We start from the raw sequence: 12,560 nt of genomic DNA on the forward strand, positions 1-12,560 counted from the left end.
CCGCCGGTACGCTCGGCGGCCGGCAGCTCCATCCCCTGGAGGTCGAGCAGAGCCATGTCGATTCACCTCCTTTCCTCGTCAGTCGGATCGGGTCTCCCCGGGGTGACCGGGGGGTCGGTGGCCGTTCAGTCCGCGCCCGCGACGCGGGTCGCGTCGGGCAGCGGGGTCAGGAACGGCAGGTGGAGCGGGTCGGCCGGCCGGGTCGTGGCGAGTGCGGCGAGCACCCCGGCGGTGCCGGTGGCGAGGTCCATGGAGAGCCGCAGCAACTGGTCACCGGGGAAGGCGGTCCGGTCCCGGTACGGCAGGGCGTGCCAGCCGAGCAGCCGGGCCTGCTCTCGGGCCGCGTCCCGCTCACCCCGCTCGGCGAGGTACGCGACGATCCCGGCGCGGCCGGCGAAGAGGCCGGACTGCGCGTAGAACGGGAAGTCGGCGCAGCGGCGGATCGCGGTGGCCTCGTCGCGCAGCTCGTCGTCGGGCCGGTGGTGGAGGTACCGGTCGAGCACCAGCCCGATGCCGACGCTCCCCTCGGCCAGGTAGGGCATGGTCCGCCAGCCCTCGTTGACCTCCAGGTGCCCGGCGTCGCGGCGGACGCAGCGGCGCAGGTCCTGCCGAAGCGCGGTGCGGGCGTGGTCGAGCAGGGCGTCGTCGCCGTGCCGCTCGTACCTTCGCAGCAGCATCAGCGCCACGCCCGCCCCGCCCCGGGTCAGCCCGGCGTACGGGTGTTTCCCGCCGCTGATCTCGGCGACCGAGTCGACGTCGCCGAGCCGGCCGACCACCACGTCGACGGCTTGGCGGGCGGCGTCGGCGTAGCGGCGTTCGCCGGTGAGCGCGGCGAAGTGGTCCAGGTTCAGCGCGATCCCGGACAGCCCGCCGGTCAGGTCGTCGCGCAGCTCGGTCCAGGGTTGGTCGAGGCAGAGGTCGAGCAGGCGCAGCGCCTCGTCCCGGTGGCCGAGCAGGTCCAGCACGTACGCGATGCCGTGCAGCCCGTCGTAGAGGCCGAGCCGGCTGCCGGAGGCGGGTTCGCGGACCCGGTCGATCAGCCACCGCTCGTGCGCCGGGTCGGTGCCGGCGCCGCTTTCGTGCAGCGCCCAGAGCACCCCGGCCGCGCCGTGGGCGAGACCGAGCCCGCCGTCGGCGCCGGCGAACTGGCGGATGTCACCGGGGAAGAGCCGGTCGTCGCGTTCCGGGGTGGCGCTGGCGGTGATCGCCGCGGCGAGCCGGTCGCGCAGGCCCGGCCAGTCGTCCGGGTCGACCGTGACGGCGTGCCGGATGTCCGCCGGGCGTCCGCCCACGATCACCTCGACCGTCTCGTCGAGCAGGTCGCGTGGCACCGGGAAGTTCTGGGCGATCACGTCGGCCAGGTGTGCCGCCTTGGCGGGCGCGAGNGGCCAGGGCGTACCGGTCGACCTCGGCGCCGGTGCGGTCGCGGGGCGCGGCGAACGCCTGGTTGCGCAGCGCGGGCCGGGTGGCCTCGGCGGCGTCGGTGGCGACCTCGAAGTCGATCAGCGTCACCGCGCCGTCGTCGCCGACCATGATGTTGAACATGTGCAGGTCGCCGTAGACGATGCCGTGCGCGTGGATCGCGGCGACGGCGTCGGCGACCTGGCGGTGCACGTCGAGCGCCCAACGGGTGTAGTCGGCCCGGTCGGCGTCGACGTGCACCAGCGGGTAGCGCTCGACGACGAGCTGGTTGAGCGGGCGACCCTCGACGAAGGCGAGGGCGAGGAACTCGTGCCCGCCGAAGCTGAACTCGTCGTGCACCCGGACGATGTGCGGCACGTCGGCCAGCCGGCGCAGCATTTCTGCCTCGCGCCGCAGCCGGGTCACCGCGTCGGTGCCGGTGGCGTCCAGCCCGGCGTGCGGGCGGGCCTCCTTGAGCACCACCCGCTGGTCGGTGCGCGTGTCGCGGGCCTCGTACAGGCCGCCGCCGTTGGAGAAGTGGATCACCTTCTCGATGCGGTACGGCAGGTCGGTGGTCTTCGCGCCGTTGCGGGCGGCCAGGTGCGGGGCGAGGAAGTCGGGCAGGGTGACCCACTCCGGGACGTGGAACACCGGGTCCCGCCGGTCGGGCACCAGGGTGCCGTCCGGGGCCTCGATCGCCGGCACGGTCTGCCCGTCGTCGGAGACGCAGTACCGGGCGGCGAATCCGCCGTAGCGCAGGTGCACCGGGCCGTCGCCGTAGCGCAGGTCGCTGAGGATGTACGGGCCGTGCTCCCCGTCGAGCAGGTCGGCGAGTTCCTTGGCCGTCAGCTCCAGCTCGGCGTCGTCGCGCGGGTAGACGGTGACGAACTTGCCGCTGGCGCCGCGCCGGGCGTACTTGCTGTTGCGCATGAGCAGCAGGCGGGGGCCGCGCAGGTGCTTGAACGGGATGCCCCGGGGCCGGCAGTAGCCCGCCACCCGGGCCAGCACGCGCTCCGCGTTGTCCAGCCGGGCCGAGACGTGGATCTTCCAGCCCTGCGCGGGGAGGGTCCCGCCGACCGGACCGTGGACCATCCAGTCGTCCTTGGCCTCGCACTCCCAGCCGGCCGGCACCGGGCCGGTGAGGTAGCCGTCCGCCTCGGCCGTGGTGCTGGCCAGCGAGTCGTAGAAGAGCGGATCGACCGCGCAGTACGAGTCGTACCGTTCGTCCATGTCGGTTGCCTCCACCGCCTGATCGGATGACGTCAATCCTGCGGATGGCGGAGGCGGAGGCACAGTGCGATGCGTCATGACCGGGCGGTGAATTTCGCATCCCGAAGTCGTGACAACAGCGGAGTTTGAACTCGCGAATAGCGTTTGACCAGTCGTGGAACGTACGATCGCGGTCGTTACATCGGGTCGCCGGTCGCGGCGGGCCGGTGCCGGCGGATCAGCCGCTGCCCGATGAAGGTCCGCCAGACCCGGTCGGCGACCGCCGGCTCGACGAGCCAGAGCCGGCGCTGCGCCTCGGTCAGGGTGAGCGGCACGGTGAAGAGATCCAGGAACAGCCGGCTGCTGCGGTTGAGCGCGAACACCTGGCCGTCGGTACGCCGGAACAGGTGGCGGCCGGCCGGCAGCTCACCGGTCCCGTCCTGGTCGTCCGAGCGGATCTGCCGGTACGCCTCCCGGAGCCGCTCGTCGTCGTGGTCGACGAAGCAGCCGTTGGCGAGGAACTCGGTCCGGTCGTCGGAGTCCAGCCGGACCCGGTCGTCGGCGAGCACGCTGCGCACCGCCGTGCCGTAACGGTCGTGGTAGAAGAACGTGTGCGGGGTGTCGGTGCTGCCCAGCCACGGACGGTGGAAGTGCCCGGGGTTCAGCCCGGCCTTGGCGCGGGCGACCTCGTCCCGCGCCGCCTCGGTCACCGGCTCGTCGTAGCGCAGGACCCGGACGATGTCCGAACCCTCCACCGGCCGCACGTTGGTGATGCCGAACCGCTCCGGCTCCTTGGCGACGATGGCGCCGGGGGTCAGCATGAAGTCGCCGAGCCCGCCGAGGGTCCACAGGTCCGGGTTGTCCCGCAGGAACGTGATGCTGTCCAACGCCTCCTCCCGGGTCTCGGTGGGGAAGCCGGTGAAGCCCATCATCTGCACGCCGATGTTGGCCTTGGTCATCGACGTCATGGTGCGGCGTACCTGCTCCGGCCGGGTGCCCTTGTCGATCAGGTCGAGGATGCGCTGGTTGCCGGACTCGAAGCCGACCGAGACGGCCACGCAGCCGCTGCGCCGCAACAGCTCGCAACGCTCGTCCGACCAGTACTTCTCCAGCCGGATCTCGGCGCCCCAGCGGAAGTCCAGCCCACGCTCGACGACCTGCTCGGCGAAGCGCAGGATGGTCGCGGGCGCGAGCACGTCCACCGAGAAGTAGATGAACTTGGCGAACTTCGACAGCTCGGTGACGTCCGCGATCATGGTGCCGACCGTGTCCTGCCGCCACGGGCTCGTCGGGCCGTCGGTGTTCAGGCCGTAGTCGCAGAACGTGCACTTGTTCCAGTAGCAGCCCCGGGTCGGCGAGTAGTAGACGAACCGCTCCGGGCTGAGGTAGAGGTCCCAGGGCAGGCCGGAGAAGTCCGGCACCGGCACCGCCGCCAGGCGCTCGTAGCGCAGCGGGAGCTGACGCTGACGGCCGTACCTCGGGTGCAGGCGAACGTTCGGGTGCCCGGCCGGCAGGGTCCCGGCCTCCACCGCGTCCAGGATGTCCGTGTACGCGCTCTCCCCCTCGCCGACCACGATCGCGTCGAAGTCGGCCAGCACCTGGAAGACGTACTCCGGTCTGCTGGCGCACTTCCAGACGTCGGAGATCTCCGTGCCGCCCGCCACGAGGAAGACGTCCGGGCAGGCCCGCCGGACGAGCCGGGCGATCCAGAGCGCGAACGGAAGCTGCCACTGGTAGGTGACGCTGATCCCGATCACCTGATGCCCGCCGGCCGCCAGCCGGGGGATCAGCACGTCCTCGTAGTACGGCTGGAAGGGCCGGTTGAGCCGGCCGAGCACCGCCTCGTCGGTCAGCGCGGCCACCGAGCCGACCGAGACCATCGGCGGCGGGTGGAGCCGGAAGCCGGCGCGGAACTGCCCGGGGAACCCGACCGCGCCGAGCGCGTCCATCCAGGAGATCACGCCCTCGACGGCGTCCTGGTAGTGCGCGTAGTCGTAGAACAGCACCGGGTCCTGGAGCACGCCGATCGACCGGCGCAGCCGCTCCGGGTCGGGCTCGGGCAGGCCGAGCTGGTTCGCCCGGGCCATCAACGCGTCCGGGCCGCTGAGGTCGTCGGTCGTCGACCGGGTCAGCTCCCGTCGCAGCCACTCGTACGCCGACGGGGTGTACGAGTGGTGGAACGCCTCGATGTTGGCGTCGATGATCTCCGCCGGCCGGTGCCCCTGCGCCCGGGCGTACGAGTCGAGGTAGTTCAGGGAGTGGTATCCCGAGGTGGGATCGGTCAGCGGAGGGTAGACCAGTGCCGCCTTCACCGTGCCGCTCATCGAATCCTCCTCAACCGGCCCGGGCCGCCGAACCGGCCAGGCTCTTCGCGCGCGTGTCCCCGCCCACCGCCGGCAGTGCCGGGGCGCCGAACGCCTTGACGTACGCCACCAGCGGTTCCGCGGCGTACCGGAACGCCGCCAGGTCGACGAAGCCGCGATCCCACGCGGCCGCCTCCAGCCCGTCGACGGCGCAGCCCCACAGCCTCGCGAAGTGCGCGTCGACGACCTCCGTGCGGAAGTGCAGCCGCCCACCCGGGCGGCGGTCTCCCGCCGTACGCGGAACGAGCGTCTCGTTCAGCGCCGCCGCCGTCGCCGCGACCTGCCGGGCCGCGGCGAGCAGTGCGGGGGTACGCAGCGGCGCCGCGACCATCCACAGCGCCAGGCTGCGGTGCGGCGTGGTGCCGAAGGCCCGCACCAGCGTCCGCAGGACGGCCTCCCGGTCGTCGAGTCCGCGCTCGGCGTCGGTCAGCCAGTCCCACCCGCCGGGCGGGGCGGCGGTGAGTCCCCGCCGCCGGGCCACCTCGTGGGCGCGGTCCTGGACCGTCGGGTCGGCGGGGTCGACCCCGGCCAGCCCGGCCAGCACCCCGCGCCGATGCCAGGTCGGCACCTCGGGGTGCAGCAGCATCAGCACCGCGGCGGCGTCCCGGTCGCTGACCCACTGCCCACCGACCGACGCGCCGGCGAACCGCGCCCGCCAACTGTCGAGGAAGCGGGTGTGCAGGTTGTCGATCGGCTGGTCGCCGGCGTGCGCCGGGCACAGCTCGGGCGCGTTGCGCGCCGCCATCGTCAGCAGCAGCCGCGCGTCCGCGCCCTTCGCGTCGCCGGGGTCCCGGCGGTGCCAGGTCAGGAAGCGGTCCACCGCGTCGGCGGCCTCGGGTGGCGCGGTGCGCTCCAGCGCGCGGTACGACCGGCGCCGGAAGGGCAGGGCCCGGCCGAGCTCCAGCAGCATCGCCGCCTCGGCGGCGTCGAGCACGCCGGCGGCGACCGCGCGGCGCAGCGCGACCCGGATGTTCACCAGCGGCTCGCTCAACGTGCGGTGGCCCTCCTCGGCGGGCCCGTGCACCACCGCCACCTCGTCGTCGCCGGTGACGACGCCGTCGCGGTAGAGCCGGAACACCTCGCCCACGCCGCGCATCCCGAACGGCCACAGCTCGGCGGCGCGCAGCGCGCCCATGCTGGCGGCGCCGGCCACGGTCACGCCGCGGTCGAGCAGGTCGAGGAGTTCCCGGTGGCGTACCGGCGGGTGTTGCAGGAAGAAACCGTCGACGATGAGGACCCGGTCGCCGGCGGCGACGTCCAGGCGGAGCAGGTCGCCGTGCGCGACCGGTGGCAGCACCACCGCGTCGGGCAGCAGCCGACCGACCTCGGCGGCCGGCAGGCTCGGGCCGATGAAGACGACGTCAGTCACGCGGCACCCCCGGTCGGGTACTCAGGGCCCGCTCGTCGAACATGCGCAGGCCGGGGGCGAAGACCTTGCTGACCGCGATGCCGATGTCGTCGTGCGTCAGGTCGACGGCGAACGGCTCCACGCCGGTGATCCGCTGCACCCGCGACGCCACCTCGCGCAGCACCTGGGTCACGTCCCCGGTGGGCGGCGCGTCCCGGCGCACCGGCCGCCGGGGCCGGTCGACGGTGGGGGGCGGCACCGGCGGCCCGCCGACGTCGCGGTACGAGGTGGCGTCGATGTCGTCGCGGGCGCCGGAGACCATGACCAGCCGCGACTGGGCGGCCTCGGCCATGGCCCGGCCCACCGCGATCTCCGGGTCCACGTGGCAGCCGAAGCCGCCGAAGGTGACCGGCAGGTCCTCCGACCAGATCGAGGCGGCGTAGCAGGGCACGCCGACGACGTTGGTGATGTCGCAGACCTCCACCCAGCAGCCGGCCCGCAGCAGCGCCTCGTGCACGGTGCGGGTCATCGGGTTGGTGGCCGTGCCGGGGTCGGCGTAGGTGCGCTCGGCCAGCGGCGAGGTGCAGTACGGGGCGATGCAGTCCCGCTCGACGACCTCCAGCAGCGCGTGCAGGCTGGCCTCGGCGAAGGTGTTCCCCGTGGCCAGCCCGTTGCTGCTGGGGGTGAAGAGGGCGCGGTCCCAGCCACGTCGGACGGTGAAGTCGAGTTCGATGGTGGCGCGGGGCACCAGGCACCGCGCACCGGTCACCAGCCCGTGGCCGGCCACCCAGTCGAGTTCGACGGCCGGGGTCAGCGGCGACCGTTCCGCCAGATGCAGCCAGCGGACGTCGTACGGCAGGTCGAGCGCCTCGGCCGGGGACCGGGCCACGGTCCCCGGCCGGAGGTTCTCGGCGTGCCAGGACTCGATGCTCTCCATCACCGCGCCGACCCGGGCCTGTGCCGCCGTGGCGCCGGTGCCGACGCTCACCGCCATGGTGGCGCCGACCGGCCGGTAGGCGACGTGCACCGGCAGGCCGATCTCGTCGAGCCGGGTGATGTCGGCGACCCGGGTGATCCGGAACCGGTCGAGCATGCCGCCGACCCGGGCCCAGGTCTGCTCCACGGTCGCCGTCCGGTAGGTGCCGGATCGGAACGCGATGGTTTCGGTCGTGTCAGTCATCGAGGCTCCCGGCGCGGGTGGTGGGAACTCAGACGATGAGGACGGCGATGATGTTGACGTTGTTGTCCGCCACCGGCGCCACGCCACCGGCGACCGTCTCCAGCTCGGCCTCGGTCAGCTCGTTGAGGTCGACCAGCGGCACCTCGGGCACGTGCAGCACATGCCGGCCGGGCGTGCCGGACCAGTCGGCGACGATCTGCTCCTTGGTGTAGAGCGTGGCGGGCTGGGCGCGGTCGACCTCGACCGTGGCGCCGGGGGCGACCGGCAGGCCGGCGGCCGTGGCGTAGCCGGTCGGGTCGGCGAGGAGCCGTTGCAGTTCCTCGTCGCTGCGCCACACCGCGGTGACCAGCTCCGAGTACTTGGTCACGAATCTCGCACCGTATTCCTGGTCGTCGTTGCTCATCGTTCGGCCCTTTCTTCGTAACTGTTCGGCGGGGGTCGATTAATCGCTGTGGCGAGAACGCTAGAAATATCGGGGTTCGACAATCAAGGATTTCGTGCGGCTGCCACCAGAATGTGCCGCGCCGGCCGGTGGGCGGCAGACATCGGTGTCAGGTGCAGCAGCACGGGCAGCAGCAGGCGCAGCTGGAGTCCAGGCCGGCGACGACACTGTCCAACTCGTCCTCGGCCAGCTCCGTTTCGGCCACCGGCAGCAGCGACGGCACGAAGAGCACGAACGCGCCGGTGCTCTCCGCCAGCTCCCACGACTCGACCTGCACCTGAAGGTCCGGGTCGGCGTCGGCGACGTCCCGGACCACCCGGACCTGCACGTCTTCGGGCAGGTGGAGGCCGTAGCCGGCGAGGAACTCCCGCGGGTCGCTCTCGAGCGCCCGCTCCCGGACCGGATCGGCCCAGACGTCGGCGACCAGTCGGCTGTACGCGGCCACGAAGACCGCTCGATCGACGGGTGTCACACCCCTGCTCCCTTCGACGGCGGGCCACCGGCGGCGGCACCGCCGGCGGCGACCGGCAGCGCGGAAGTTCCGGCCGCCGGTTTCCGCCCATCCTGGGGCACCGGTCGGGCCGATCCGGGCAATGTCATCGAATGTGGCCGCGAAAAGGTCGCGCTGCGGCGAAAGCCGGGTAATTGGGAATCAGCGACGGGGCGACGGTTTGCGATTCTAGGTAATTACGCCACGGTAAACAAGTAGTAATTCCCCGCCTGTTCCCCGCGCGCTTTCGCACTTACGCTGCGTTCGTCGGACCGTTCACCGTGACAGCGGTCCGACGGCGCGGCGTGTGGCGTCACCGAGTGCTGCCGGAGGCAGGCGTGACCATCGACCAGGTGACGACGACGCCCGGCGGCCCGGCCGGGTACACCGTGGAGGAACTGGCCCGCAAGGTCGGGATGTCGCCGCGCAACATCCGCGCCCACCAGGCCCGACGGCTGCTGCCTCCGCCGGTGCGACACGGCCGGGCGGCGCTCTACGACGACTCCCACGTACGCCGGCTGGACGCGATCCTCGCCCTCCAGCGGCAGGGCTTCAACCTGGTCTCCATCGAGGCGATGCTCGGGGTGCGGGCCCGCGACGACGCGCCCGACACACTGACCGCGATGCTGCACCGGCTGACCGCCGACCGGCCCGCGCTGGCGCACGCGCTGACCCGGCACGGCGTGATCGGACGCGCCACCGACGGCAGCGTCCGCACCGTCCGGCCGCGCCCGCTGCGTGCCGCCCTGGAACTGCACCGGGTACGCGTGGGCACGGTGCCCGCGCTGCAGACCCTCAGCGAGGTGCTGGACAGCCTCCGACCGGTGGCCGACGAGCTGGTCGCCGCCGTCACCGCGCGGTTGCTGGCCCTCGCGCCCGAGCTGGCCCGCGGTGACGCCCGGTCGTCCTGGGCCGACCTCGACCGGGAGACCCTGCTGCTGACCCAGGGCGTGGTCAACGTGCTCACCGAGGCGTTCCGGCTCGCCGTGGAGAACCAGGCGGAGGCGCACGTCGCGGAGCTGCTGGAGAACCACCTCGACACGGACGTGTGCCTGGAGGACAGCGCGGTCATCGACAACGGCTGACCGGGCGTTAACCCGCCGCCGGCTGACCGTCCGGCTGCCGGTCCGGCGCCACCGGGTCGGCGGGCCCCGGCTCGGCCAGCAGTTGCCGCCGTGCCAACCGGTGGAACAGTCCGTCGTGCTGCGCCATCAGCTCGTCGTAGCTGCCCCGCTGGACGATCCGCCCGGCGTCGAGGACCACGATGGTGTCCGCCGCGCGGACGGTGGACAGCCGGTGGGCGATGACCACCCGGGTCGCGGCCAGGGTCGCGGTGCTCCGGGTGACCACCTCCTGGGTCCGGTTGTCCAGCGCGCTGGTCGCCTCGTCGAAGAAGATGATCCGGGGCCGGGGAGCAAGCGCGCGGGCGATCAGCACCCGCTGACGCTGCCCGACGGAGAGCGTCCCGCCGCCGAACGGCACCATCGTGCTCATGCCCATCGGCAGCGCCTCCAGGTCGTCGGCGAGCCCGGCCATCCGCGCCGCCTCCCAGACCTGGTCCAGCGGGAAGCTGCCGGCGCCGCAGATGTTGTCCCGGACCGAGCCGGCGAAGAGCTGACCGTCCTGTAGGACCACCCCGCACTGGCGGCGGACCGCGTGCACGTCGAGTTCGGCGAGGTCCTGGCCGTCGTAGAGCACCGCGCCCTGCTGCTGGCGCTCGAAGCCGAGCAGCAGCCGCAGCAGCGTGGACTTCCCGCAGCCGCTCGGCCCGACGACGGCGACGAACTCGCCCGGGCGAACGTGCAGGTCGAGGTCGACGAGCACCGGCGGCTCGTCCGGCTGGTAGGCGAAGGTGAGCCGGCGCAACGTGATCTCGCCGCGCAGCTCGCCCGGGTCGACCCGGTCCGGCCGTGCCTCGGGGTCGGCGCGCAGGATCTCCCGCAGGCTGCCCAGCCGCGACACCGCCGCGACCACCTCCACCCCGGCCGACACCAGCACCAGCAGCGCGCCGAGCAGCATCGCGAAGCCGACGTTGAGGACGAAGAAGTCGGCCGGCGTGACCCGGCCGGCGAGCGGTCCCATCAGCACGGCGAACAGGACCAGCTGGCCGGCGACCGGAAGCACGGTGGCGAACGCGACCACGCCCGACTGGCTCTGCCGCACCCGTTGCAGCGCCGCCCGGGCCGTCGCGGCCACCTCCGACCAGCGGGCGTGCGCCCGCGCCTCGGCGGCCGCCAGCTTGATCTTGACGATGCCGCCGAGCAACTGGTTGGTCATCATCGCCGCCCGGTGCTCGGCCGGCATCGCGGACCGCTGCCGGTGCACGATCAGCACCGCGAACGCGGCGAAGGCGAGCATGGTGACGACGACGATCCCCAGCCCCCACAGCCCGAGCACGGGCTCGACCACCAGGAGCAGCCCGAGGGTCACGGCGACGGTCGCCGCCGCCGAGACGGCCTGCGGCAGCAGCGCGCTCACCGCCTCGCCGACGAACGAGATGCCCAGCATCGAGTTGGCGATCTCGCCGCTGCTGCGACCGGTGAAGAAGCGGGCCGGCAGCCGCATCAACCGGTCCCAGACCGCCATCTGCGCGCCCGTCTGCAACCGGCCGTCCAACCGCAGCAGCCGCAGGTTCTGCACCACCCCGACCAGCACCGCGACCACCGCGGCCGCGAGCAGCAGCCCGAGGAAGCCGAACAGGCCGTCGACCTCGCCCCGCCGGGCCAGTTGACCGAGCACCTCGCCGGTGGCCAGCGGCACGCCGAGGCCCAGCAGCCCCGCGCAGGCGGCGGCGACCAGCAGGCCCCGCACGTCGTGCGCCGCGCCGACCAGCCCGGCCCGCAGCAGGTGCCGCATCCGGGCCACCGGCGGCAGCGGCGCCTGCACCTGGGTCGCCTCGGCGGCGAACGTCGCGGCCAGCCTCGCGTCGACCGGGCCGCGCGCGCGGGTGTCCGGGTCAACGTGGTGGTAGCGACCACGGCGGAACACCAGCGGCACCGCGAGGGCGCGCTCCGGGTCGTCGACGGCCCGCCACGCCACCAGTGGCCCCAGGTCCCGCCGCCACCACCGCCCGGGCAGCCGCACCTCGCGCAGGAACAGGCTGGAGGCCCGGGACACCGCGTGCACCGCCGCGCGGTCGTCCAGCGGCGTGCGGCTGCGGTCGGCCGGCTCGTTGACCGGGGTGCCCATTCCCTCGGTGACCACCCGGAGCACCGAGGCCGCCCGCCCGTACCGGTCGAAGCCGGGCTCCGCCTCGGGGACCGGCGTCGTCTCGCCCGCGCCGATCACCCCGATCGACCGGCGGGCCGCCGCGGCGAGCACCGCGGCGTCGATCTGCCGGCGCCGCGCCACGGCGTCCAGCAGGGCCGCGTCGGCCTCCTCGATGCGGGTCTCCACGATCCGCAGCAGCCGCGAGACGTGCTGGTCGACCGCCGCGCGCAGCTCACCGGTGACCAGCAGGTCCCAGCTCCCCTGGCTCTCCACCGCGCACGCCGACTCGGCCACCACCCAGTCCCGCTCGGCGACCAGCAGCAGCTCCCGCTCCCCCGACGTCTCCGCCGGCCCGCCGTCGTTGCGTCGCAGGTGCGCGCCGGCGCTGCGCAGCCACCAGGCGCCGCCGGTGGAGGTGAGCGCGCTGCCCGGCGCCAGCGAGACGATCTCGCGTCCGCTGAGCGTGGCCGCCTCCCGGGGCGCCTGCCCGCGGCGCGACGCGTCGGCGACGGCGACCAGCACCCGGTCCATCGCCGCGACCAGCTCCGCCGCGGCGGCGAGTATCCGCGACGACGCCTCGTCGTCCGCCACCTCGCCCCGCTGGGCGAATCGCTCCAGCAGGGACAGGTGGGGCCGGGGCAACCCGCGCAGCTCCGTGCCGGGCAGCGGCACGAGGATCAACTGCCAGGCGCCGATCGCGGTGGACGTCGGCACCAGCCCACCGGCGGGCAGCCGGGCCACATGGTGGCGACGCGACGGGTTCGCGCCGACCCGGCGCACCGCGAACAGGTCGGCCTCGCCGCCGGTCACCAGCCAGCCGGCCGCCGGGCCGTCCAGGCGGCACACCTGGCGTACGCCGTCGGCGCAGAAGCCGAGCAGGCCCGCGCCCGGAGGGTGCTCCACCGCGCCGCTCATCA

General features: G+C 73.6%; 9 protein-coding genes and 1 pseudogene. 1 reads left to right on the forward strand and 9 read right to left on the reverse strand.

The genetic code is table 11. From position 1 onward, the window contains the following. The 8 genes and pseudogenes from B1205_RS33165 to B1205_RS24590 form a co-directional block, all read right to left on the reverse strand. Positions 1-56 (reverse strand): SapB/AmfS family lanthipeptide (locus B1205_RS33165; protein WP_140158139.1); only part of this gene is annotated, 56 nt, incomplete at its 3' end. 69 nt (positions 57-125) lie between these two features. Next, complete coding sequence (locus B1205_RS33600; RefSeq protein WP_441338553.1) at positions 126-1,292, reverse strand: hypothetical protein; 1,167 nt, start codon at positions 1,290-1,292, stop codon at positions 126-128. A gap of 151 nt (positions 1,293-1,443) precedes the next feature. Beyond that, positions 1,444-2,709 (reverse strand): annotated as a pseudogene (gene lanKC / locus B1205_RS32300) (class III lanthionine synthetase LanKC); the annotation flags it as partial. A gap of 98 nt (positions 2,710-2,807) precedes the next feature. Then, positions 2,808-4,934 (reverse strand): B12-binding domain-containing radical SAM protein, encoded by a 2,127-nt coding sequence (locus B1205_RS24570; RefSeq protein ID WP_089157773.1) that lies wholly within the window; start codon positions 4,932-4,934, stop codon positions 2,808-2,810. Between the two features lie 10 nt (positions 4,935-4,944). Beyond that, positions 4,945-6,342 (reverse strand): TfuA-like protein, encoded by a 1,398-nt coding sequence (locus tag B1205_RS24575; protein WP_089157774.1) that lies wholly within the window; start codon positions 6,340-6,342, stop codon positions 4,945-4,947. After that, entirely contained in the window at positions 6,335-7,501 is a 1,167-nt protein-coding gene (locus B1205_RS24580) for a YcaO-like family protein (RefSeq protein ID WP_089157775.1), read from the reverse strand. The genes B1205_RS24575 and B1205_RS24580 overlap by 8 nt, the downstream gene beginning before the upstream one ends. A gap of 28 nt (positions 7,502-7,529) precedes the next feature. Continuing rightward, a complete protein-coding gene (locus B1205_RS24585) occupies positions 7,530-7,868 on the reverse strand; it encodes a hypothetical protein (protein WP_140158135.1) in 339 nt (112 codons plus the stop codon). Positions 7,869-8,052: 184 nt separating this feature from the next. Further along, positions 8,053-8,415: a hypothetical protein gene (locus B1205_RS24590; protein WP_140158136.1), complete on the reverse strand. Its 363-nt coding sequence runs from the start codon at positions 8,413-8,415 to the stop codon at positions 8,053-8,055. 356 nt (positions 8,416-8,771) lie between these two features. Here B1205_RS24590 and B1205_RS24595 point away from each other — a divergent pair, with 356 nt between their 5' ends. Further along, positions 8,772-9,518 (forward strand): MerR family transcriptional regulator, encoded by a 747-nt coding sequence (locus tag B1205_RS24595; RefSeq protein WP_140158137.1) that lies wholly within the window; start codon positions 8,772-8,774, stop codon positions 9,516-9,518. Between the two features lie 7 nt (positions 9,519-9,525). Here the strand turns inward: B1205_RS24595 and B1205_RS30420 are convergent, their stop codons facing one another. Beyond that, on the reverse strand, positions 9,526-12,558 hold the full coding sequence (locus tag B1205_RS30420; RefSeq protein ID WP_217809874.1) for an ATP-binding cassette domain-containing protein: 3,033 nt from the start codon (positions 12,556-12,558) through the stop codon (positions 9,526-9,528). Between the last annotated feature and the right edge of the window lie 2 nt (positions 12,559-12,560).

Origin of the sequence: Micromonospora sp. NBS 11-29 (assembly GCF_002140155.1) — a bacterium.
GTDB lineage: Bacteria > Actinomycetota > Actinomycetes > Mycobacteriales > Micromonosporaceae > Micromonospora.